Source organism: Mycobacterium shimoidei (assembly GCF_900417275.1).
GTDB classification, from domain to species: Bacteria; Actinomycetota; Actinomycetes; order Mycobacteriales; family Mycobacteriaceae; genus Mycobacterium; species Mycobacterium shimoidei.
In genome coordinates, this window is the sequence record NZ_UEGW01000001.1 from 4,786,691 (window position 1) to 4,809,204 (window position 22,514).

Consider the following 22,514-nt stretch of genomic DNA (forward strand, 5'->3'; position numbering starts at 1 on the left):
GCCTTCTTCTACTAATTGATGTCTCTTCGATCATAACCACCCTCAGGTATCCTTCCACCGTCGATAACAGCTTCCGACGCACCATCCGGCAATAAGCCACCCGGAATCCACTGCTCGTTCGCGCCAGCTTCATTGCCGGACGGAATGCGTAGGTTGAACTCTTCAGGCCGGGGTATATCGATCCTGACCAGCTTCTTCGACTCAAGAAATCCGTCAGGGAGCCCAAGCGCTCTCTCCAAACCGCGTGGGTCACCCCGGGTCGCATCCATCAGGGCATCTGCCTCGCTCTTCGGCATAACGAACGAGGTTCCATCACGCTGGGCGATTCCCCACTTATCAATATTCGACTCAGGCATGAACCGAGTAGCGCCATCGTGAAATTTTTCGAGATGGTTCTGAATGTATTCTGGCGATAGATATTCGGACGGATCAGGGCGTTCACCCTTTTCCATTGCAAGGATCTCATCACGTTTTTCATCGGTCAAACCATTCCATGATGGCTCATCCGCGTGCGGTCCATCATGATCAATTGGCGAGCCGTCTTCGGATGCGTGTGATCCGTCGTGGCCGGGTCGGTCAACGGGAGTGTGCTGATCACCGCCGGTGCCGCCGTGGCTGCTGCCATCGCCACCGCCGTGGCCACTGCCTCCGCCGCCAGGCCCACCGGGGTCGTGAGGTGGCGGCGGTTCGGGAGGATGCGCTCCGCCGGGATATGAGTCGGGAATCGGCTCGTGCGCCGGAGCCATCGGGGCACTTTCAGGCGCATGCGCGCTGGCAAGCGTCGGTTGACCCCCGGATGCATCAGCTGTCATGGGCATGCTGGGCGTCTGGATGCCAGCGGACGGTGCATGCTCACCCGTCGCCGCAGCAGAGCCCACCGGCGCGGGTTCGTGAACACCTTCACCTGGCACGGCGGATGCGGGCGCTGGATGCTCAGCGGCTGGCGTCGGCGCGGGTTCGTGGAAGCCGCCGGGTTCGCCACCACCAGTGTGGGGTACGGACGGGGCATCGACCGGCGGCCGCCCCGCGCTGGCCCCGGGCCCAGCACCCGCACCCGGCGTCTGCGCAGGTGTCGGCTCGGCCGGCCTTACAGACGGCCCGGGCTCGGGCGGTCGCACGGGTGGAGCCGGGGCAGCGGCTTCGCGGGGCGTGACGTCGATCGAGTTGAGATCGCGAGCAATGCTCGAACCCTTCGCGGCGATACCGGATTCCGTTCCCGCGCCAAGGATTCCTTCGCCGGCACGTGCCATATTGCTTTCGGCGCGAGCCGCTTGCGCGGCTTCATCGGCGAACCGGCCAGCTTCCGCGCCGGCCTTGACTTCGCCAGCGCCCGGAATCAGAAACTGCGCGATGGTGCCGGCGACATAGCCCGGTCCACGCAACGGATGATCGCCGCCCCAGTCCTTGGCATCAACCAGGCCTTTGGCCATATCAATCTTCTGATCGATGAAGCCCTTCGGGTCGTGGCCAAACATGGCGCCCTGCGTAACAGGATTACCCTCAGCCACAAGCTTGCCGAGCTCTTCCGGGTGGGTCGCCAGCTGCCCCAAACCTCCGACGCCTTCGAGAACGCTCTTCAAAGCGCCCTCGGAGAAGTCGAGTTGACCGTTAACTATGGTGGCCGCGGCGTTGCCGACACGATTGCCCAGGAAATGGGTGAATTCTTTGCGTGTCCAGTCCTCCAATTTGTTTGTCAGAGTGTCCAGCTCGTTCGTCGCTGTCTGAAACAACGACACGCCGGCGCTGGCCTCACCGTGGAGAGTATGGAGAATTTCCTTGATGTCGTTGGCGACCTGCTTGATATCGTCCATCGGGTTGTGGCCAGTGAGAATGCTGCCCACCTCTTTGAGAATTCCCGATGCGCTCAGTCGGTGCAGCAAGTCACGGATGGCTTCTTGCGAGGCCTCGACCTCGCCGGCGAATGAATCCAGCGACGCCGCGATCGACTCGCACTGGCTGCCCAAACCCTGTACGCCAGAACTCAATTCCGCCACTGCACCGGTGATTTTCGCGAGCTCGGGAATTTCATGGCCAGTCAGGTCGGCAGCGCCCGCACTGATTGATTCGGTAACACCGGTTACCGCCGAGCCGAATGTACGCCATGCCGATGCCGCCGCTCTTAGCGTTGCAGGGTTACCGTCTGGCCACGGGCTGCCGACAAACTGGCGGACCACCGCCCACAACATCGGTTCACCGACAGCGGGCCCGAATGGATTGGGCATCGTCGGACCCGAAAACTGAGGTGGTTCAGCTGGTTTCGGTACTGATGGCTCGCCGCCGCCGATGGTCGACGCCGCTTCGCTGTGGGCGTAGTTGGACGCGGTGACTTCGATTCCGTATCCCACTTTGCGGCAAGCGTTTACCGCTGCCTCGGCCGCCGAGAACAACGCCTGACCACTCTGCCGGTAATTTAAGGCGAACGCCTTACCAGCATTGTCATCGCCACACATCTGTCCCGACGATGACAACGCAGACTCGAGCGCTTGCACCGCAGCCGCCAAGGCGTCGGCCTTTGCCCCAAGATTCCTGCCGTCCCCGGCGAGGCGCGGCGGATCGACGTCAAGTCCACCCACGCGACGTCAACCCCAGTTGAGCGAATTCGTTTGTATCGCACCCCGATAATTTTCATGCGCGGCCACAGCGATACGGCGAAGATCCGCTAACGCCTGACGCATCTCCTGCGCGCCTTCAGACCACCGCTGTGCTGCCGCAGCCTGCGCCTGCCCGCCTGAACCGTCCCACGCATTACCCAACGACTTCTGCGCAGCTGTCACCTGAGCCAGCCTGTCTTCCAGGTGCTGCTCGAACTCCGACATCCGGTCCGCGGCCGATAACAACGCGGCCGGATCAACCCGAAACGCACCCATGACTACACCCCCGCAGCATCGATGCCCGAGGCACCCNGCTGTCACCTGAGCCAGCCTGTCTTCCAGGTGCTGCTCGAACTCCGACATCCGGTCCGCGGCCGATAACAACGCGGCCGGATCAACCCGAAACGCACCCATGACTACACCCCCGCAGCATCGATGCCTGAGGCACCCGCACGATCGGTCTGCGAATACCGCGAGGCAGCATCCGCCAACAACGTCGACATCACAGTCAACCCCTGCAACACTTTCGACGCACCCTCATGCCATTCGCGCCAGACCGCCTCAAACGCCGATGACGCCTCCCCCCGCCAGGCGCCGCCCAGCAAACTTCCGACCTCGTCGTCGATGGACCCCAGACCCGCCCGTAACTCTTGCGCGACTGCATCGAATTCACCGGAGGCATGCGTCAACGCCTCCGGGGTCACCTGTAGATCTGCCATCGCGCACCTCCTACAAAGGGACGACCATAAACGCTACCTCAACGGCGAAGCCCCAAATGACACTAATTTGGGTGGCTGGATCGGCAAACTGCGTGCAGCGATTCGCGAAATGTCAATAGGTTTAATATCTGATACCTGGCTGCCCGGTGAAGAGCACCCAGCATGCATGAGCCGTTGCGACAGCGCCTGCGGGCAACGCCGCAACTCACCCCGGCAGGACGGGCACAGCGCCGGCCACCATGAACGGCTGCACGGGGAGCCAGCCTTGCGGGCCTTCGGCACCAGACCCCGATAGCTGCAACACCCCGCGGGGATCGGCGACGTAGACCGTCGACGGGTTGGCGGCGATCGTCGAGACCGGAAGCTGCAGATTGCCGCTTGGCGCATCGGAATTCACCCCGTCGATGTTCACGTACGACACCGGGTGCTGGGCGTCGGTGCGGCTGACCGTCAGGTCATCGCCGGTGCGCCACGACAGCGAAACGACTGAGGAGCCGAGCCCGAAGCCCAGCCGTCGCGGATAGGTCAGCGCGAATTGACCGGCCTGGGTCTGCTCGACGCTGGCGATGATCACTTGCCCCTCGATAACCATCGCTGCGCGGGTTCCATCCCGCGACAACTGCAATTCGCGGATCACTCCCGGAAAGTGGCTTGACACCGCGGCGGAGTCCACTGGCATACGGGCCGGTTGCCCCGAGGCTGTCTCCTGAATCGTGCGCAGCACGATGTTGCCGTCGGCCACGACCCACACCGCATCGTCCAGCGACCAGGTGGGCCGCGAAAGACTATGTCCGTCAGCAGCTTGCATCGCCTCACCGCCGAGATCGCCGATCCACAACGAGGCCGCAGCATCGGGAGCACCCGGTCGCAGCGTCACCACCGACGCCACGCGGTGCCCAGTGCGCGACAGCGCCGCCGCCGTCTGATTCGTCGGCCGCCCGAAGGCGCCGGGGACCGGATTCGAGCGTTGCCCGTCCAGGGCGACCAGCCCACCACCTATCAGTGCGTGCACACCCGCCGCGGCGCCTTGGTCCACGCCGGGATCGGTCGCGGCAACGTCGGAGGTGTTCCATCCGGCAGCGAACCGGTCGTCGAGCGCAGCGCCGTCAGCATGAATCACATACGGGCCCTTGATGTCCTCGCGCGCNCCACCCGCCGCGGCGCCTTGGTCCACGCCGGGATCGGTCGCGGCAACGTCGGAGGTGTTCCATCCGGCAGCGAACCGGTCGTCGAGCGCAGCGCCGTCAGCATGAATCACATACGGGCCCTTGATGTCCGCGCGCGCCAAAGTCCAAATGATCTGCGCGGCAAGCAGTTGCCGACTGTGTGGGTCGGCGATGGTGAGCCGCTCCAAATCGATACGCGCCCCGTTGTAGCCGCGGCCTATTCCGCTCTTGCCGCCGTCGGCGCGGGTGACCGGCCCGTGCAGCCGTAATGGCGGGCCGAGCATATTGTGGACGGATTTTGCTATCTCCGGACGCGGACCGGCGATCAGCTTGGACACCAACTCGGTGGCCAGCTGGTCGGGATCGGACACCGCGACATAACGGGGATCCGGTACGACCGTCCTTCCGGTCGGATCCGCGAAGTACAGCGTGTGGCGTTTGTAGGTGGACTGAAACTGCTGCCAGTCCAAGAACACTCCGTTGGGCAGCCGGTCGATACGCCAGCCGCCGGAGGTTTTGACCAACTCGATTGGGCCCGGATCGGGCAGCTTTCCCTCCGCGGTTTCGAACACCCCCATATCCGAAAGCGAACCGAGGATGTCGGCCTGCATCGACACCGAGACCCGGTCGGTGCTACGGGTTTCCACGAACACCACATGGTCGATCAACAGTGCGCTACCGGCATCGTCCCACGCGTTGGACGCCTTTTGGGTGAGGAATTGGCGCGCAGCCAAGTGTCGGTTCGCCGGATCGGCGGTAGCCTTGAGGAATTCGCGCAGCAGTAGGGCGGGATCCATTCCCGGGGTCGGCTTGGGCAGGGTCGACGGGGCCGGGCGCTCGACGGTGCCGATGGCTTGTGGCGCCGACGTGCTCGGCCCCCCCGCGCAGCCTGCCAGCAAAGTAGCCACGCCGACCAGCAGGGCGGCAAGCCGCCGCATCACGCACCCCTCTCGGCGTGCTCGCGCTGCCGAGGCGGACGCTCTTGGTCCTCACGCTCAATCGGTTTCATCGGCAACGGGCTTGTGGTGACCTTGTGGCCGCGCACCAGTGGGAGCGTCAGCCGGAAACACGCACCCTTGCCGGGCTCGCCCCAGGCCTCCAACCGACCCTGGTGCAGACGGGCGTCTTCGACGCTGATGGCCAAACCCAGCCCGGTCCCGCCCGAACGGCGCACCCGCGACGGGTCCGAGCGCCAGAACCGGCTGAACACCAGCTTCTCCTCGCCCGGGCGCAATCCGACCCCGTAGTCGCGGACCGTGACCGCGACGGTGTCCTCGTCGGCTGCCATCCGGATCCGCACGGGCTTGTGCTCGGCGTGATCGATGGCGTTGGCGATGAGGTTGCGCAGGATGCGTTCGACGCGGCGGGCGTCGACCTCGGCGATCACCTCCTCGGGTGGCAGGTCGACGATCAGTTTGACCCCCGCATCCTCGGCCAAATGGCCAACACTGCCCAACGCGCTGTTGACGGTGGACCGCAAATCGACCGCCTCGACCGATAGCTCGGCCACCCCGGCGTCGTGGCGGGAGATCTCCAGCAGATCGTTGAGCAAGCTTTCGAACCGGTCCAGTTCGTTGACCATCAACTCGGTGGAGCGCTGCAGCGCCGGATCCAGGTCGGCGCTGTGGTCGTAGATCAGGTCGGCGGCCATCCGCACCGTAGTCAGCGGCGTGCGGAGCTCATGGCTGACGTCGGAGGTGAACCGGCGCTGCAGGTTGCCGAACTCCTCGAGCTGGGTGATCTGACGGGACAGGCTTTCGGCCATGTCGTTGAACGACACCGCCAATCGCGCCATGTCGTCTTCACCGCGCACCGGCATCCGCTCGGACAGGTGACCCTCGGCGAATCGTTCCGCCGTTCGCGCCGCCGTGCGCACCGGGCCCACCACCTGCCGCGACACCAACAATGCGATACCGGCCAGCAGCACCAACAACACCAGCCCGCCGGTGGCCATCGTGCCGCGCACCAGCGAGATCGTGCTCTGCTCGTTGCCGAGCGGGAAGATCAGGTACAGCTCCAAGTTGGTCACCCGCGACGAAGTCGGACTGCCGATCACCAGCGCCGGTCCCGCGAAGCCGTCGGTGTTGACGGTCGCGTACTGATAGGCCACCTGCCCGGCCTTGACGAATTCGCGCAGCGCGCCCGGCACTTGGTCGACCGGCCCGGCCGAGGCCGCGGGTCGTGGGCCATAACCCGGCACTACCAGCACCGCATCAAAGGCATCGGCCAGGCCGGCGCCGGGGGTGGGATCGGTTTTCGACGTCAGCGTGTTGCGGGCGAGCTGCAGGCTGCTTTCCAGCGAGCGCGCCTCCTCGCCGCTGACGATCCCGCTGACGGTTGTGCGGGCTCGGTCGATCTGCTCGGTGGCCGCACGCACTTTGACATCAAGCACGCGGTTGGTGACCTGGCTGGTCAGCACGAAGCCAAGCACCATGATCACCGCGAGAGACATTCCGAGGGTCAGCGCCACCACCCTCAGTTGCAGCGACCGGCGCCAGGCCACGCCCACGGCCCGACTCAACGCACTCATACCGAGCAGTGGTGGGGACCGCCGGCGAATGCGTCGCCGCGAGCCCCAAATCACAGACGATCACCCCATATCACGGGGGTCCGGCCTTGTATCCCACTCCTCGAACGGTCAGCACAACTGTCGGGTTCTCCGGGTCTTTCTCGACCTTGGCGCGCAAACGTTGGACGTGCACGTTCACCAAGCGGGTGTCCGCCGGGTGACGGTAACCCCACACCTGTTCGAGCAGCACATCACGAGTAAACACCTGGCGTGGTTTGCGTGCCAGCGCGACCAGCAGGTCGAATTCCAGCGGCGTCAGCGAAATCTGTTCGCCGTTGCGCGTCACCTTGTGAGCCGGGACGTCGATGTCGACGTCGGCGATGGACAACATCTCGGCGGGCTCGTCTTCGTTGCGCCGCAGCCGTGCGCGAACCCGCGCGACCAGCTCCTTGGGCTTGAACGGCTTCATGATGTAGTCATCGGCGCCGGACTCCAGGCCGAGCACCACGTCGACGGTGTCGGTCTTGGCGGTCAGCATGACGATGGGTACGCCGGAGTCGGCGCGCAGCACTCGGCACACGTCGATGCCATTCATGCCGGGCAGCATCAGGTCGAGCAGCACCAGATCGGGGCGCAACTCGCGCACTGCGGTGAGCGCCTGCGTGCCGTCACCGATGACCGCGGTATCGAAACCTTCCCCGCGCAGCACGATGGTGAGCATCTCGGCGAGCGAAGCGTCGTCGTCGACGACGAGAATCCTTTGCCTCATGGTGTCCATGGTGTCACCTGTTCACGACAAAACTCAGCTACTGCACCCGCGTTTCGTTCAGATCAGCGGGCAATCAGCCGGTCGGCGAGGTCAGCGGGGCTGACGTCCGCGTCGACCACCAGCCACGGGCCGCCCCAGCCGGCGGCCGCCAAACCGGCGTACACCGCTCCGGTTCGCCGCTGGAGATCATCGTCGCGCTCATAGGTGTCGCGGGCCCGACCCGCCTCCTGGCGGGCCCGCTGACGGGCCCGCCGGCTAGCCAGTTCAGCTGAAACCTTCAGCAGCACTTGCCAATCCGGCACAGGTAGCCCTAACCGCCGGTATTCCATCTCATACACCCAGGCCACTACCTCCCCGTCCGCGTCCTGGTGCAGACGGGCCGCGCTGTAGGCGGCGTTGGAGGCCACGTAGCGATCCAGGATCACCACATCGTGGTCGCGGCACAGTGCCTCAATGTGCTCGACGGCACCGGCACGGTCCAGCGCGAACAGGATCGCCATCGCATACACCGACGACGCGAGGTCACCGTGCTGGCCGTGCAACGCCTCATGCGCGACATCGGCGGGCACCGACTGCCCATAGCGCGGGAACGCGCACGTCGCCACCGATTTGCCGGTCGCCTCGAAGGCATCGCGCAGGCCGGCTGACAATGTCCGTTTGCCGGCGCCGTCGACACCTTCAACCGCGATCAGCACGGCGCGCCTTCCGACGATGGGGCCGGAATGGCCGAAGAAGCAGGGAGGCCATCGAGGCCGAGCCTATCGCCGAACCGCGGCCTGCCTGGTATTTAGCTTGCTAGCCGCCCCATTTGGCGGCTTCGGCTTGGTCGCGGGCCAGCATCGCGGTGGTGTTGGTCTCATGGGTGCCCGCCATGGCGTGATAAGCCCGCACCAAATCGGCCATCGCCTGATTCCACTGCGCCTGCCAGGCCTGATACGTCATCCCGGTATCGCCTTGCCAAGCCCCCGACAACGCCGCCTGCTCACTGGCGATATCGGCACCCAACCCCTGCAAGGTCGCCGCATACCCGGCCATATCCGCCGCATGCGCCAGCATCGCCGGATAGTTGTACATAATCTGCGACATCACTAAACCCCTCTTCCCTTAAAACCCGGTGTAGCTCGACGCCGCCGCCGCATCGGCCGCCACATACGTGCCCGCGGCATCCCCCAAATTGGCCTGCGCAATATCCAGCAACGCATTCACCTTCGCCGCCGCCTCCACAAACCGGGCATGCGCACCCTGAAACGCCGCCGCCGACTCCCCCACATGAAACGCCTGCGCCGACACCGCCTCCTGCTCGGCCTGCCCAATCGTCGAACGCATCAACCCCGCCTTAGCCGCAAACGCCGACTGCGACGCCACCAACTGCGGAATATGCGCATCCAACATGCTCATCCGACTCCCCTTTCCTCACCATCCCAACTGCCCGGCAGCATCGGCACACCCGGCCCCACACCAAACTCATCACCAGCCAACCTCGCCAACCCCACCGCCACCGGCCCACGACCGTTCCCACTAAACCCCAACGACCCCGCCCCCGCATCCGAAGCAACAGAAGTGGCGGGTGGCGTCTGGTCGTGCGCTTCGTCGACGACCGGCTCGAGATCCATGTATTCGTAACGGTGCGATCGGTCTTTGGCCCCAGCGCGGCGCCGGCCGAGGCGCTTTCGCCCGCGCGCCGGCGCCGCCGCGGGCGAGGCGGCAGCTGCGTCATCCGACGCCGAATCCGCAGACCGATCGCGCGCCCGGCTGCTGGCGCTGCGCGAAGCTGACCGGCCCACCGCGCTGGCCGCGTAAAAACCGTCGGTCATCGCGGTGCTCGGCCCGAAGCCAACTCCGGGCCCCCCTGCCGGCGGTCCCCCGCCGGTTGCTGCGGCCGAGCCGGGCACCGCCGCACTGCCGGTCGTCGGGGCATGCGTGACGCCGGTCGCGGCACTGCTGGCACCCAGCGTTGACGGTGCCGGTGTGGCCGCCGCGGGTGCGGGACCGGCTGGGGCCGGCACGGCGGCCGACGGCGCAACCTCCACGCCGGCGACTCCGGCAACCCCCGCAACTCCGGCCAGCCCGGCAACCATCGCGCTGCCGACCGCGGGCACGACGGCCATCAACAGCGCCGGGGCTGCCTGAACGAGGGGCCAAAACAGGATCATCGTGTGAAAAACCGTCCAGGCCATCGCGCTGGCCAAAGTTGGTGTCATTCCGGGGATTTGCTCCAGCGCCGAGCTGAGACCGCTGGTGAATGCCACTGCGTCGATGGGCCAACCATTGGGGTAGAGCAGCTCGCCGAGGGGCCACGCGAAATTGTGGGTGTACTCCGAGAGCAGTGCGGCTAGCTGGTCCTGCCACGACGAACCCGCGCCGGGGGCTGATTGCGTTGCCGCAGCCCGAGTTTCACCACCTGGCGCCACAATCTGCGGTGCCGGGTCGGTCGGTGTGACGGCAGCCAGAGCGGATCCGGCGACACCTTGGTAGGTGCTCATCGTCTCGGCCGCCTGGATCCACATCCGCACGTAGTCGGCCTCGTTCAGCGCGATCGGGATGGTGTTGATCCCGAAGAAGTTCGTGGCCACCAACACACCGTGAATGGCGTGGTTGGCAGCAAGTTCCGCCAGTGTCGGCATGGTGGCCAGGGCAGAGGTATACGCGCTCGCCGCCGTCTCGTGCATCGTCGCCGCCACCGCGCTTTTCTCGGCACTGTCGAGCAACCACGCCAGGTACGGGCCATGCGCGGCCACATAGCGATCAGCGGTCGGACCCTGCCACGGCCCCGCTTGCACCGCGCCCAACACCGCGCTGAGTTCGTCTGCTGCCGAGGTGTATTCAGCGCTCAGAGATGACCATTCACCGGCGGCGGCCAGCAAGGGGCCGGGTCCTGGCCCGCTGCTCAGCAGTGCTGAGTGGACTTCGGGCGGCGACGCCATCCAGACCGGCGCCGTCACCGGCCGACTCGCAGGGACACAAGAAACCTCTTTCGGCAATCGCGGGTTGCATTCCCACAGTGGTCGGAAGGCGGCACGGTTTAGTTCCAACCGAGGTCTTCTCGCGGCGACCCGCAGCCCGGCTGTTGCTCGACGGCAGGGATGCGCGACGATACAGGCATGCGGTGTGAAGTTGTGCGGGAAGCCCTGTCGGCGCGGTTGGACGGCGAACGTCCGCAGGTGTCGACACAGCGGGTCGATGCCCATCTGGGTTCTTGCAGCGATTGTCGAGCCTGGCTGATCGGGGTGGCGGCGCAAACCCGCTGGCTGTCCACCGCTGAGGTGGCGCAGGGTCCGGATTTGGTCGAAAAGATCCTGGCCACCGCCGGCGTCGCATCGGTCGCCCCGTCTCGGCGCTGGCTGCGGGATCTGGTTTTCGACTACCGCCGGGTGGGTCTGATTGTCGTCGGTGTGGTCCAGGTCGCCCTGGCGCTGGCCCAGATCGTCGGCGTCGACTTCGGTCTGGTGTCCCATCACGGGCATGGAACCGCAACCGGGGCGCACTTGCTGCACGAGTCCACGGCGTGGTTCCTCGCGTTGGGCGTGGCGATGATTGCCGCCGGCATCTGGACCACCGCGGCGGTGGGTGTGGCCGCGATCGCCGGCGCCTTCGGGTTGGTGTTGATCGGGTACGTGGCCGCCGACGCCTACAGCGGCCAGGTGACCGCGGTGCGCATCGCCAGCCACCTGCCGGTGCTGGTGGGCATGGTGTTCGCAGTGCTGGTCGCCCGGGACCGGGCCGGCTCGTCGAAGCCCCGCGCCACCGACGACGGCGATGCCCGTGACATCGTGTTGACCACCGACGTTCCCGGGATTCGACGGCGTCCCCACCTGCGGCCGATCAACCGTTCCGCGGCCTGATCAACTACGACAGAGCGTCGTATTAAGGTGGGTGGTCGTGACCGCGCGTAGCGACGACGAGGCCGTTACTGCGCTGGCTCTGGCCGCCGGCGACGGAAACCCCCGGGCGCTGGAGAAGTTCATCAAGGCCACCCAGCAAGACGTGTGGCGATTCGTCGCCTACCTCTCGGATGTGGCCAGCGCCGACGACCTCACCCAGGAGACCTTCTTGCGGGCGATCGGCGCGATCGGCCGATTCTCGGGACGCTCGAGCGCGCGGACCTGGCTGCTGGCCATCGCGCGTCGCGTCGTCGTCGACCACGTCCGTCACCTGCAGTCACGCCCGCGCACCGCGCACGGTGCCGATCCCGAACAGCTGCTCAACCGCGACCGTCCCGATCGCGGATTCGAAGACGTCGTCGAGGTGACGACGATGATCGCCGACCTCACCGCCGACCAGCGGGAGGCGCTGCTGCTCACCCAGCTGCTCGGCCTGTCCTACGCCGACGCGGCGGCGGTCTGCGGCTGCCCGGTGGGCACGATCCGGTCCCGCGTCGCGCGTGCCCGCAGCGCGCTGCTGGCCGGGCTCGACCGCGACGACTTGACCGGCTAAGCCGGAACGCCGCTGTCAGTAGCGGTAGTGGTCCGGCTTGTAGGGGCCCTCGACGTCGACGCCGATGTACTCGGCCTGGTCCTTGGTCAGCTTGGTCAGCTTGCCGCCGAGCGCCTCGACGTGGATGCGGGCCACCTTCTCGTCGAGATGCTTGGGCAGCCGGTACACCTCGTTGTCGTACTCGTCGTTCTTGGTCCACAGCTCGATCTGGGCGATCACCTGGTTGGAGAAGCTGTTGCTCATCACGAACGACGGGTGACCGGTGGCGTTACCGAGGTTGAGCAGCCGGCCCTCGGAGAGCACGATGATCGATTTGCCGGTGTCGGGGAAGGTCCACAGGTCGACCTGCGGCCGAATGTTCACCTTGGTCGCCCCGGACCGCTCCAGGGCGGCCATCTGGATCTCGTTGTCGAAGTGCCCGATGTTGCCCAAGACCGCATGGTCTTTCATCGCCTTCATGTGCTCGAGCGTGATGATGTCCTTGTTGCCGGTGGCGGTGATGACGATGTCCGCCTCGCCGATGACGTCGTCGACCGTCTGGACGTCGTAACCCTCCATCAGGGCCTGCAGCGCGTTGATCGGGTCGATCTCGGTGACCACGACGCGTGCGCCCTGGCCCTTGACCGACTCAGCGCAGCCCTTGCCGACGTCGCCATAGCCGCAGATCAGCACCTTCTTGCCGCCGATCAGCACGTCCGTGCCCCGGTTGATGCCGTCGATCAGGGAGTGCCGGCAGCCGTATTTGTTGTCGAACTTGGACTTGGTCACCGAGTCGTTGACGTTGATCGCCGGGAAGGCCAGGTCGCCGGCCGCGGCGAACTGGTAGAGCCGCAGCACCCCGGTGGTGGTCTCCTCGGTGACGCCCTTGACCGACTGGGAAATCTTTGTCCACTTGTCCTTTTCGGTCTCGAAGCGGCGCCGCAGCACGTCCAAGAAGACCTTCCACTCGGTGGGGTCGTCCTCCTCGGCGGGCGGCACCACGCCGGCCTTCTCGTATTGCGCGCCGCGCAGCACCATCATCGTGGCGTCACCGCCGTCGTCGAGGATCATGTTGGCCGGCTTGTCGGGGTCGGGCCAGGTCAGCGCCTGCTCGGCGGCCCACCAGTACTCCTCGAGCGTCTCACCCTTCCAGGCGAACACCGGCACGCCCTTGGGTTCCTCGGGGGTGCCGTGGCGGCCGACCACCACCGCGGCCGCAGCGTGGTCCTGAGTGGAAAAGATGTTGCAGGAGGCCCAGCGGACTTCGGCGCCGAGCTCGACGAGCGTTTCGATGAGCACCGCGGTCTGCACCGTCATGTGCAGCGAACCGGAGATCCGCGCCCCCTTGAGCGGCTGCACTTCGGCGTACTCGCGGCGCAGCGACATCAGCCCCGGCATTTCCTGCTCGGAGAGCTCGATGTCGCGGCGGCCGTAATCCGCCAACGACAGGTCAGCGACCTTGTATTCGATGCCGTTGCGGACGTCGGCGCGCAGTGCAGTTTCGGTGGTCGTCATGTGGGGACCCACTCCTCGTCGATCAACTAGTTAGCTTGCTTACGTTAGTCCCGACGCGGGATGCGGGCGATGCCGGGTCAGTCGGGTTCTGCTACCACCCTATTGTTCCGCTCCTCCTCGTGCCCACTGGCCGCATCGTCGCCGAACTCCCCGTAACGTTCCGCGGCCGGCGTCATCAGCCGTGCCAGGTCGGCCGCGACATCATGGTCGGCCTCCGGCGGCATCGACACATAGCTCATCGCCAGCCGCACGATCGCGCGCGCGAGGATCCCCGAATCCTGATCGCTGGCTTTGACCCAGCTTTCTTTGAACGTTTCCGTCAGCCGTTGTGAGCAGTGAGTGATGATCGGACCGCTGTCGGTGGTGATGAGCTGCAGCAGGTCGGGCTTGGCGACACCGCTCAGCAGCGAGATCACCAGCGGGTCGGCCGCCGACTCGGAAAAGAAGATCCGGAAGCCCTGCAGAAACGCTGCGTACACATCGCCGACGTTGGAGTCGATGGCTTCGGTGACCGCGTCCACCAGACGGTCGGCCAATCGCAGCGCGTAGCCCTGGGCCAGCCCTTGCCGCGACTTGAACTCGTTGTAGATGGTCTGGCGACTCACACCCGCGGCGCGGGCCACGTCGGCCAAGGTGATCGCAGACCAGTCGCGAGTCAGCAGTAGTTCGCGCATCGCGTCGAGCACCGAATCGCGCAACAGGACCCGTGACGCCTCGGCGTACGGGACGCGCTGCTTCACAGGGCCGAGACTAACGGGCATTTCTGCGCCACTCCTCATCACTTCGTTCTGCATCGTCGTCGGCGCTTATGAACGCGCGATCTCCACCATCTCGAAGTCCGACTTGGCCGCGCCGCAGTCCGGGCAGCTCCAGTCCTCGGGGATGTCTTCCCAGCGGGTGCCGGGGGCGATGCCGTCTTCCGGCCAGCCCTTGGCCTCGTCGTACTCGAAGCCGCACTGCACGCACACGAACAGTTTGTAGTCGTTCATTTGGTTGCCTCCTCCGTCTCGAAATCGACTTTCTCCCTGACGCCGCAGTCGGGGCAGCACCAATCGTCGGGAACTTCATGCCATGGCGTACCCGGCGGAAACCCCTCCCGCGCAACGCCTTTCGCTTCGTCGTACACGTAGTCGCAGACCGGGCAGCGGTAAGCGGCCATCATGCCGCCGCGCCGCAACGCGCCAGGATCTTCTCCCGCAGCCGCGGCTGCACGTTGACGCGGGTGATGTCACCGTCGTAGTGCTCCAGCACGCGGTGATCCATCAGCTTGCGCCACAGCGGCGGGATGTAGGTCAAGCCGATCAGCGAGGCGTAGCCACTCGGCAGGTTCGGTGCGCCGTCCATGCTGCGCAGCGTCTGATAGCGGCGAGTCGGGTTGGCGTGGTGGTCGCTATGCCGCTGGAGGTGATACAGGAACAGGTTGGTCACGATGTGGTCGGAGTTCCAGCTGTGCTCCGGCGTGCACCGCTCGTAGCGGCCGTTGGCCGTCTTTTGCCGCAGCAACCCATAGTGCTCGAGGTAGTTCACCGACTCCAGCAGCGAAAAACCGTAGACGGCTTGGATGATCAGGAACGGGATCAGCGCCGGACCGAACACCGCGATGAGCACCGCCCACAGCACCACCGTCATCGCCCAGGCGTTGAGCACGTCGTTGGACGGGTGCCACGGACTTTTGTTGAGCCGGCCCAATCGCTGGGCCTCCAGCCGCCATGCTGAGCGCAGGCCGCCAAAGACGCTGCGGGGCAAGAATTCCCAGAATGTCTCGCCGAAGCGAGCCGACGCCGGGTCTTCCGGGGTGGCGACCCGCACGTGGTGGCCGCGGTTGTGCTCGATGTAAAAGTGTCCATAGCCGGTCTGCGCCAGCGTGATCTTGGACAGCCAGCGCTCCAAACTGTCCTTCTTGTGGCCCAGCTCGTGGGCGGTGTTGATGCCGATGCCGCCCAGCGCCCCGACCGACAGCGCGAGACCGATCTTGGCCGGCCAGCTAAGCGGCCCCTCGAAGCCCAGCCAACTCAAGTTGGATGCGGTGAACAGATATGCGCCGAACACCACGCTGGCGTACTGGAACGGGATGTAGATGTAGGTGCAGTAGCGGTAGTACTTGTCGTTTTCCAACCGCTCCATCACCTCATCGGGCGGGTTCTGCCCGTCCGGGCCGTAACGCAGGTCCAGTAGCGGCAACACGACGTAGACCAGAATCGGCCCGATCCAGAACAGCACTTGCGATGCGGCCTGCCAGCCGAGCTGGTTCAAGCCCCACACCATGGGCAGGACCAGCATCAAAGCCGTCGGGGCGATCAGCCCGAGCAGCCACAGATAACGCTTCTTGTCGCGCCACTGCAAGATGTCCAGGTCTGTCGTGGTGGTCATGTCGCAACCTTCCTTGTGAATCACAACACCTTGGCGTTGGACAATACCGATGTTTGTGTCTGTTGTCTAGACATTGAATGGTGTTTTGTAAACTTCAGAGCCCGGCCGGGACCGCCGCCAGTGCTCGGATGGGTCAGGAGACGACTTCGCGGGCGGCCTGCTCGGTGCGCCGGTTGGCCAAGACAGAGTGCCGACGTCCGTAGCCCAGGTAGATCAGGATGCCGAGGACCATCCAGACGCCGAACCGGATCCAGGTGACGACGGTGAGGTTGAGCATCAGCCACAGGCACGCGCACACCGAAGCGATCGGCAGCAGCGGCACCCACGGTGCACGGAATCCGCGTGGTAGGTCCGGCCGGCTACGGCGCAAGACGATCACCCCGGCGGAAACCAGGACGAAGGCGAACAGCGTTCCGACGTTGACCATCTCCTCGAGCTTGTCCATCGGGAACATCGACGCCGCCACCGCCACCAACACGGCGACCAGCACCGTGATTCGCACCGGGGTGCCCCGCCTGCCGGTCTGAGCCAACGGCCGGGGTAGCAACCCGTCGCGTGACATCGCGAACAGCACCCGGCACTGCCCCAGCATCAGCACCATCACCACCGTGGTCAGGCCGGCCAGCGCCCCGACCGAGATGACACCGGACGCCCAGTGCACGCCATTCGCCTTGAACGCGGTGGCCAGGTTCGTGTGCCGACCGTCGGGGCTGGTTTTCAGGCTGGTGTAGGAAACCATGCCGGACAACACAATCGACACCGCGACGTAAAGCAACGTCACGATGCCCAGCGTGGCGAGAATCCCCCGGGGAATGTCGCGGTGCGGGTGCTTGGTCTCCTCGGCCATGGTGGCCACAATGTCGAATCCGATGAACGCGAAGAACACGATCGACGCTCCGGCCAGCACCCCGTACCACCCGTAATGGCTGGTGTGCGCACCGGTGATCATCGACAGCAGTGACTGGTCGAGGCCGCTGCCGGCGTGGTCGGTCTCGGGTGGCGGGATGAACGGTGAGTAGTTCGACGGCTTGATGTAAAACGCCCCGACGACCACCACCAGCACCACGACCGCCACCTTGATCGCCGTGACCACGGCGGAGAAGTGCGACGACAATTTGGTGCCGAGCGCGAGCAGTGTGGCCACCAGTGCGACGATGAACACCGCGCCCCAGTCGATGTGAATCGACTCGAAAGCGATTGTGCCATTGGGTAAATCCACCATCGTGTCCAGATAACTCGACCACCCCTTGGCCACCACGGCGGCGCCGATGGCCAGTTCGAGAACCAAGTTCCAGCCGATGGTCCAGGCCAACAGCTCGCCGAAAGTCGCATAGGCGAACGTGTAGGCGCTGCCTGCCACCGGCAGCGTGGAAGCAAACTCCGCGTAGCACAATGCCGCCAATCCGCAGGTGACTGCGGCGATCAAGAAGGAGATCCAGATCGCCGGCCCAGTGACGTCTCCGGCGGTCGCCGCGGTCACGGTGAAGATGCCGGCCCCGATGACCACCGACACTCCGAAGACCGCGAGATGCCACCAACTCAGGTCCCGGCGCAGCTGAGTACCCGGCTCGTCGGTGTCCGCGATGGACTGCTCGACCGACTTGGTGCGCCAACGACCAGCCATGATCCGGACAGTACCGAGTACCGTTGCCTGATGCGGGCGGAGCGCAAAACGCGTAACGCGGTTGTCATTGGAGCCGTCGGCGGCGCTCATCGCCCGCACCATCCGCCACAACATGCGACTGTGGCTCGGTGAACGCCGTCAGATGTGGCGCGACCGCCGCGGCGACGATGCGGAGCCCGCGGCGCGCGGAGGAGCGGGGCCATCGGATGTAGCACGGTCCAGGTCGGGCTCCAAGTAGATCACCCGAGCGGCGGGCACTTTCGCACGGATGTTGGCCTCCGCCGCATCGATGGTGGCCGCCACAGTGGTCAGGTCGAGATGCGGGTCTACCGCGATCTTGGCGCCCACCAACATCTCCTCGGGGCCAAGGTACTGGGTACGCAGATGGATCAGCCGGTCGACGTGCTCGGTGGCTTCCAACGCCGCGCGGATAGCCTTGGTTTGGGCAGCGGTCGCGCCCTCGCCGATCAGCAGGCTGTGCATCTCGACCATCAGGATGATCGCTATCGTGCCGAGCAGCAAGCCAATTCCGATGGTGCCAATGCCGTCCCAGACCGCGTTCCCGGTGGCCGTCGTCAAACCCACGCCGGCCAGTGCCAGCCCCAAGCCGACGAGCGCGCCGGTGTCTTCCAGCAGCACCACCGGCAGCTCGGGATTGCGGGAGTTGCGGATGAAACGCCACCAGCTGCCGCTGCCTTTGAGCGGTCGCGACTCGATGACCGCTGTTCGAAAACTGAACGTCTCCAACATGATTGCAACCACCAGAATGGTCAGCGCCACTGCGGGGGAGGTCAGCTCAACCGGGTGGGTGATCTTGTGGTAGCCCTCGTAGAGGGCGAACACCGCGCCAAGGGTGAACAGCACCAGCGCCACCACGAACGACCAGAAGTATCGGCTGCGGCCATAACCGAACGGGTGCAGGGCGTCGGCCTCTTTGCGTGCCGCCCGCTGTCCGAACAGCAACAGCGCCTGGTTGGACGTGTCGGCCACCGAGTGCACCGCTTCGGCCAGCATCGATGAGCTGCCGGTGATCACAAACCCGATGAACTTGGCGGCGGCGATGCCCGCGTTGGCGCCCAGCGCTGCCAGGATCGCACGGGTGCTGCCCGTTGCACTCACAGCCCGACGGTGGCCCGGAACAACTTGGTCGGCCGGTCGGCGTCCAGCCGGATCGGACCGTCGTCGGCGGCCACCCAGGCGGCCGCGCCACGCTCGAGTTTGAGCTTGCCCAGCTTCCCATGCACGGTGACAGTCCCCTCGAGGCACAACAGAACCTGCGGACCGTCGTGGCGCGATGGCGCGTCGACCTCGTGGCCGAGGTGATCACCGTCGAGAGTCAGCACACACGCCGCGAATTCCTCGGTCGGGGTGTCATAGACCACGGCGATCCCGTCGCGGTGCGTCGGCGGCCGCAGCTGCGCTTCGGTGGTGGGGGTGAAGTCCAGCACCCGCAGAAGTTCGGGCACGTCAACGTGTTTGGGCGTCAAGCCGCCTCGTAGCACGTTGTCGGAGTTGGCCATGATTTCCAGTGCGACACCACGCAGATAGGTGTGCAGGTTGCCCGCGGGCAAAAAGATGGCTTCGCCCGGCGCAAGGCTGATGCGGTTGAGCAGCAAGGCCGCCAGCACACCGGCATCGCCGGGATAGCGCTCACCGAGCTCCAGCACCGTTTTGGCCTCGGCGGCGAATTCCGTTGCACCAGAAGTGACATAGTTGATGGCGCCGTCGAGCACCGCGGGAACCAGCACGTCGATATCAGGCTGCGGGGCGGTGATCCAGGTGGTGAACAGTGCCCGCAGGCCGTCGGCATCGGACTGGTCGTCGAGCAAGTCGATGAACGGATCCAGGTCGGACACCGCCAACGCGCGCAGCAGCTCGATGGTGCGAGCAGCCGGACGGAACCCCGCCAGCGCCTCGAACGGCTGCAATGCCACCAACAGTTCAGGCTTGTGGCTGGTGTCGCGATAGTTGCGCACCGGTGACGTCACCGGGATGCCAAGCCTTTCCTCGCGCCGGTAGCCCTCGGCGGCCTGCTCAGCACTCGGATGCGCCTGCAACGACAACGGCTCGTCGGCGGCGAGAACCTTGACCAGGAATGGCAGCGAATCACCGAACCGGGCGCGGACAGCGGAGCCGAGCTGACCTTCCGGGTCGGCGGCCAGCACGTGCAGCAGCGACGCCTTCCCGTGCTCGGTCTCCAACCAGGCGGGGTCACCCGGATGCGCGCCGAACCATAGTTCCGCCTCGGGGTGCGCTGCCGGCACCGGGCGCCCGGTGAACTCGGCGATGGCGGTACGCGAGCCCCATGCGTACGTCCGTATGGCTCCGTGTAGCAGTTCCACGCTTCCTTATGTACCCCTCGAGTCAGCTATCCCTGCACCAGTCGCAAGTAAACAGCGGTCATCTCCAGCCGGACAGCCAATATAGCCAGCTGCTGCTCAGCCCGCTGTGCGCCGACCTGACCGGCGGGGCCGACCGTGATGTCCGGTACGTCCTCGGCGCCGACGATATCGACATCGTCGAGCGAAGCAACTCGGGCCGCCACCACCGTCCGCTCGGCGGCCAGCGTCAATGCCAGCACCCGTAGCCGCGGGGGTAGCGGACCGTCGATCTGCTCGTCGTGAAACAGCGCCTCCGCCGAATCCGCAAATTCCGCCGAGCCTCCGGCCCGCAGCGCGGTCAGCGCGTCCGCCAATCCGGTAGCGGCGACCACCTGGTGTCCGAGTCGCAGCATCGCCGACGATCCGTGCCGTGCCAGTGCAAGCGTCGCTGCACAGTCACCGGCCAACGCGACGGCACGTCCCGACATTCGCTCGGCCAGCGATTTGGCCGGGTTGGTGAACACCTCGCGCCCGGCGCTGTTGCGCAGCGCCTCGGCGTCCAGCTCGTCGGCCAGCACCGCCAGGTCCATCCGCACCTTCGGGTCCAGGCTTCCCAGCACGCCCACCCCGGCGGCCAGGTAGCGACACAACCCGAACTCGTCGGGCACGCGTATCCGCGGCTCCAACACCGCTGCCCGCCCGGCCGCGACATCGCGCAGCGGTCCCTCATACGGCGCCGCGACGACCACTCGCGCACCACGGCGCACCCCGGCGGCGGCGGCGTCGACCAGAGCGGGATCGCCCGGGTCGTCGCCGGCGACGACCAGCACGTCCAGCGGGCCGACCCAGGGCGGCGCCCCCGCCGCGACGACGATCGGTTGGGCAGTCGACCCGCCCAGCGTGGCGGCGAGCATGCTGCCGGCCGTCTCGGCCGGGCCGCGCCCCGCCACCCAAATCACGGTGCGGGGCCGCTCGTCACCGCCCACCGGATCGAGTGCCCCTTCGTCGAGGGCGGCGGCGGTGGCGCGCACCTGCGCGCCGGCCATCGACGCGACCCGCAGCAACCCGTCCCGGTCTGCGTCGATCAACCGATCGGTGTCATCGAGGTCGATGGTGATGTGGGTGGCGTTCACGGCGTTGCCATTTCGGCGGTGAGTTGAGCGCTGATGAGTTGCACTACTGCGTCGACGTCCTCGGTGCAGCGGCCCTCCACGTTGAGCCGCAGCAACGGCTCGGTGTTGGAGCTGCGCAGGTTGAACCAGCTGCCGTCGTCGAGTTCGACCGTCACCCCGTCCAGGTGATCGATGGAGTGAATGCGGCTGCCGAACGACTTGAGCACCGCCTCGGTGGCCGCGGCCGCGTCGGCGACGGTGAAGTTGATCTCGCCGGAGGACTCATAGCGTTGGTAGTCGGCGGTGAGCTCCGACAGCGGCCGCTGCTGTTCGCCCAGCGCGGCCAGCACGTACAGCGCCGCCAGCATCCCGGAATCGGCGCCCCAGAAGTCGCGGAAGTAGTAGTGCGCGGAGTGTTCGCCGCCGAAGATGGCGCCGGTGTCGGCCATCAGCGCCTTGATGTAGGAGTGCCCGACGCGGGAGCGCACCGGGGTACCGCCACGCTCGACGACCAGTTCCGGCACCGCGCGGGAGGTGATCAGGTTGTGGATGACGGTCGCGCCGATTTCCCTTTGCAGTTCGCGCGCGGCGACCAGGGCGGTCACCGTCGACGGCGAGACCGGCTGGCCACGCTCGTCGACGACGAAGCAGCGATCGGCGTCTCCGTCGAAGGCCAGCCCGATGTCGGCACCCGTGTCGCGGACATAGGCCTGCAGATCGGTGAGGTTCGCCGGGTCCAGTGGGTTGGCCTCGTGGTTGGGGAACGAGCCGTCGAGCTCGAAGTACAGCGGCAGCAAGGTGATCGACTCGATGTCGCCGAACACCGCCGGCGCGGTGTGGCCGGCCATCCCGTTGCCGGCATCGACGGCCACTTTCAACGGACGCCACCCGGCGGTGTTGACCAGCGACCGCAAGAAGGCGCCGTAGTCGGCCAGGACATCCTGATCCGCGATGTGCCCGGCCGGCCCGTCGTAGGCGGGCACACCCGCGACGAGCTCGTCGCGGATGGTGCGCAGGCCGGTGTCCGCCCCCACCGGTTTGGCGCCCGCCCGGCACATTTTGATGCCGTTGTAGGCGGCCGGGTTGTGGCTCGCGGTGAACATCGCGCCGGGGCAATCCAGCAGGCCTGACGCGAAGTAGAGCTGGTCGGTCGAGGCCAGCCCGATGCGAACCACGTCGAGACCCTGACCGGTGACACCGGTCGCGAAGGCTGCCGCCAGCGACGGCGAACTGTCCCGCATGTCGTGCCCGATGGCGACGCGGCGTGCGCCGTCCTCACGCATCAGCCGTGCGAACGCCGCGCCGACATCCTTGGCGAAGGGCTCGTCGATTTCCGAGCCGACCAGGCCTCGCACGTCATAAGCCTTGATCACACGGTTGACAGCCGCGGCGGGCCGAGTCATGA

Annotated in this window: 22 protein-coding genes; 2 read left to right on the forward strand and 20 right to left on the reverse strand. The window is 66.0% G+C overall.

What is annotated here, in order from left to right; genetic code table 11:
* Positions 1-11: 11 nt before the first annotated feature.
* The 10 genes from MSP7336_RS23240 to MSP7336_RS23285 all read right to left on the reverse strand — a co-directional run bounded on the left by MSP7336_RS23240 (position 12) and on the right by MSP7336_RS23285 (position 10,696).
* On the reverse strand, positions 12-2,573 hold the full coding sequence (locus tag MSP7336_RS23240) for a WXG100-like domain-containing protein (protein ID WP_113964695.1): 2,562 nt from the start codon (positions 2,571-2,573) through the stop codon (positions 12-14).
* A 6-nt stretch (positions 2,574-2,579) separates the two neighbouring features.
* Positions 2,580-3,005, reverse strand: a complete 426-nt coding sequence (locus tag MSP7336_RS23245; RefSeq protein WP_113964696.1) for a WXG100 family type VII secretion target — start codon at positions 3,003-3,005, stop codon at positions 2,580-2,582.
* 2 nt (positions 3,006-3,007) lie between these two features.
* On the reverse strand, positions 3,008-3,310 hold the full coding sequence (locus MSP7336_RS23250; RefSeq protein WP_069398262.1) for a WXG100 family type VII secretion target: 303 nt from the start codon (positions 3,308-3,310) through the stop codon (positions 3,008-3,010).
* Between the two features lie 205 nt (positions 3,311-3,515).
* A complete protein-coding gene (locus MSP7336_RS23255; protein ID WP_113964697.1) occupies positions 3,516-5,414 on the reverse strand; it encodes an MtrAB system accessory protein LpqB in 1,899 nt (632 codons plus the stop codon).
* The gene (gene mtrB / locus MSP7336_RS23260) at positions 5,414-7,060 is read right to left on the reverse strand and encodes an MtrAB system histidine kinase MtrB (RefSeq protein WP_069398239.1); all 1,647 of its coding nucleotides are present in this window, start codon (positions 7,058-7,060) and stop codon (positions 5,414-5,416) included. Before mtrB ends, MSP7336_RS23255 begins: the two co-directional genes overlap by 1 nt.
* Before the next feature lie 16 nt (positions 7,061-7,076).
* Positions 7,077-7,763, reverse strand: coding sequence for a two-component system response regulator MtrA (gene mtrA, locus MSP7336_RS23265; protein ID WP_065016641.1), 687 nt, complete (start codon positions 7,761-7,763; stop codon positions 7,077-7,079).
* A gap of 53 nt (positions 7,764-7,816) precedes the next feature.
* Entirely contained in the window at positions 7,817-8,449 is a 633-nt protein-coding gene (locus tag MSP7336_RS23270; protein ID WP_069398240.1) for a dTMP kinase, read from the reverse strand.
* A 100-nt stretch (positions 8,450-8,549) separates the two neighbouring features.
* Entirely contained in the window at positions 8,550-8,840 is a 291-nt protein-coding gene (locus MSP7336_RS23275; RefSeq protein WP_113963081.1) for a WXG100 family type VII secretion target, read from the reverse strand.
* An 18-nt stretch (positions 8,841-8,858) separates the two neighbouring features.
* A complete protein-coding gene (gene esxG, locus MSP7336_RS23280) occupies positions 8,859-9,152 on the reverse strand; it encodes a type VII secretion system protein EsxG (RefSeq protein WP_113964327.1) in 294 nt (97 codons plus the stop codon).
* The gene (locus tag MSP7336_RS23285; RefSeq protein ID WP_085178741.1) at positions 9,149-10,696 is read right to left on the reverse strand and encodes a PPE family protein; all 1,548 of its coding nucleotides are present in this window, start codon (positions 10,694-10,696) and stop codon (positions 9,149-9,151) included. The genes esxG and MSP7336_RS23285 overlap by 4 nt, the downstream gene beginning before the upstream one ends.
* A gap of 159 nt (positions 10,697-10,855) precedes the next feature.
* Here MSP7336_RS23285 and MSP7336_RS23290 point away from each other — a divergent pair, with 159 nt between their 5' ends.
* Both MSP7336_RS23290 and sigC read left to right on the forward strand, forming a co-directional pair.
* On the forward strand, positions 10,856-11,596 hold the full coding sequence (locus MSP7336_RS23290) for a DUF2275 domain-containing protein (RefSeq protein ID WP_181786906.1): 741 nt from the start codon (positions 10,856-10,858) through the stop codon (positions 11,594-11,596).
* 37 nt (positions 11,597-11,633) lie between these two features.
* The gene (gene sigC / locus MSP7336_RS23295; protein WP_069395386.1) at positions 11,634-12,188 is read left to right on the forward strand and encodes an RNA polymerase sigma factor SigC; all 555 of its coding nucleotides are present in this window, start codon (positions 11,634-11,636) and stop codon (positions 12,186-12,188) included.
* Positions 12,189-12,203: 15 nt separating this feature from the next.
* Here the strand turns inward: sigC and ahcY are convergent, their stop codons facing one another.
* From ahcY to MSP7336_RS23345, 10 genes are all read right to left on the reverse strand, one after another.
* Positions 12,204-13,682, reverse strand: coding sequence for an adenosylhomocysteinase (gene ahcY / locus MSP7336_RS23300; RefSeq protein WP_069395201.1), 1,479 nt, complete (start codon positions 13,680-13,682; stop codon positions 12,204-12,206).
* A 77-nt stretch (positions 13,683-13,759) separates the two neighbouring features.
* On the reverse strand, positions 13,760-14,443 hold the full coding sequence (locus MSP7336_RS23305; RefSeq protein ID WP_181786908.1) for a TetR/AcrR family transcriptional regulator: 684 nt from the start codon (positions 14,441-14,443) through the stop codon (positions 13,760-13,762).
* A 45-nt stretch (positions 14,444-14,488) separates the two neighbouring features.
* The gene (locus MSP7336_RS23310) at positions 14,489-14,671 is read right to left on the reverse strand and encodes a rubredoxin (RefSeq protein WP_069395202.1); all 183 of its coding nucleotides are present in this window, start codon (positions 14,669-14,671) and stop codon (positions 14,489-14,491) included.
* A complete protein-coding gene (locus tag MSP7336_RS23315) occupies positions 14,668-14,841 on the reverse strand; it encodes a rubredoxin (protein ID WP_084226365.1) in 174 nt (57 codons plus the stop codon). The genes MSP7336_RS23310 and MSP7336_RS23315 overlap by 4 nt, the downstream gene beginning before the upstream one ends.
* Positions 14,841-16,052, reverse strand: a complete 1,212-nt coding sequence (locus MSP7336_RS23320; RefSeq protein WP_069395387.1) for an alkane 1-monooxygenase — start codon at positions 16,050-16,052, stop codon at positions 14,841-14,843. The genes MSP7336_RS23315 and MSP7336_RS23320 overlap by 1 nt, the downstream gene beginning before the upstream one ends.
* Before the next feature lie 133 nt (positions 16,053-16,185).
* Complete coding sequence (locus MSP7336_RS23325; protein ID WP_069395388.1) at positions 16,186-17,676, reverse strand: APC family permease; 1,491 nt, start codon at positions 17,674-17,676, stop codon at positions 16,186-16,188.
* A gap of 138 nt (positions 17,677-17,814) precedes the next feature.
* Positions 17,815-18,795, reverse strand: coding sequence for a cation diffusion facilitator family transporter (locus tag MSP7336_RS23330; protein ID WP_069395203.1), 981 nt, complete (start codon positions 18,793-18,795; stop codon positions 17,815-17,817).
* On the reverse strand, positions 18,792-20,018 hold the full coding sequence (gene manA, locus MSP7336_RS23335) for a mannose-6-phosphate isomerase, class I (RefSeq protein ID WP_069395204.1): 1,227 nt from the start codon (positions 20,016-20,018) through the stop codon (positions 18,792-18,794). Before manA ends, MSP7336_RS23330 begins: the two co-directional genes overlap by 4 nt.
* A gap of 26 nt (positions 20,019-20,044) precedes the next feature.
* Positions 20,045-21,130 carry a TobH protein gene (locus tag MSP7336_RS23340; protein WP_069395205.1) on the reverse strand — a complete coding sequence of 362 codons (1,086 nt, stop codon included), beginning with the start codon at positions 21,128-21,130 and terminating at the stop codon, positions 20,045-20,047.
* Entirely contained in the window at positions 21,127-22,512 is a 1,386-nt protein-coding gene (locus tag MSP7336_RS23345; protein WP_069395206.1) for a phosphomannomutase/phosphoglucomutase, read from the reverse strand. The genes MSP7336_RS23340 and MSP7336_RS23345 overlap by 4 nt, the downstream gene beginning before the upstream one ends.
* Between the last annotated feature and the right edge of the window lie 2 nt (positions 22,513-22,514).

Coding starts and splice junctions, on each gene's coding strand:
- MSP7336_RS23250 (WP_069398262.1), bottom strand. CDS start 3,310: ATGGCAGATCTACAGGTGACCCCGGAGGCGTTGACGCATGCCTCCGGT.
- mtrA (WP_065016641.1), bottom strand. CDS start 7,763: ATGGACACCATGAGGCAAAGGATTCTCGTCGTCGACGACGACGCTTCG.
- MSP7336_RS23275 (WP_113963081.1), bottom strand. CDS start 8,840: ATGTCGCAGATTATGTACAACTATCCGGCGATGCTGGCGCATGCGGCG.
- esxG (WP_113964327.1), bottom strand. CDS start 9,152: ATGAGCATGTTGGATGCGCATATTCCGCAGTTGGTGGCGTCGCAGTCG.
- MSP7336_RS23290 (WP_181786906.1), top strand. CDS start 10,856: ATGCGGTGTGAAGTTGTGCGGGAAGCCCTGTCGGCGCGGTTGGACGGC.
- ahcY (WP_069395201.1), bottom strand. CDS start 13,682: ATGACGACCACCGAAACTGCACTGCGCGCCGACGTCCGCAACGGCATC.
- MSP7336_RS23305 (WP_181786908.1), bottom strand. CDS start 14,443: ATGCCCGTTAGTCTCGGCCCTGTGAAGCAGCGCGTCCCGTACGCCGAG.
- MSP7336_RS23310 (WP_069395202.1), bottom strand. CDS start 14,671: ATGAACGACTACAAACTGTTCGTGTGCGTGCAGTGCGGCTTCGAGTAC.
- MSP7336_RS23315 (WP_084226365.1), bottom strand. CDS start 14,841: ATGGCCGCTTACCGCTGCCCGGTCTGCGACTACGTGTACGACGAAGCG.
- MSP7336_RS23320 (WP_069395387.1), bottom strand. CDS start 16,052: ATGACCACCACGACAGACCTGGACATCTTGCAGTGGCGCGACAAGAAG.
- MSP7336_RS23325 (WP_069395388.1), bottom strand. CDS start 17,676: ATGGCTGGTCGTTGGCGCACCAAGTCGGTCGAGCAGTCCATCGCGGAC.
- MSP7336_RS23345 (WP_069395206.1), bottom strand. CDS start 22,512: ATGACTCGGCCCGCCGCGGCTGTCAACCGTGTGATCAAGGCTTATGAC.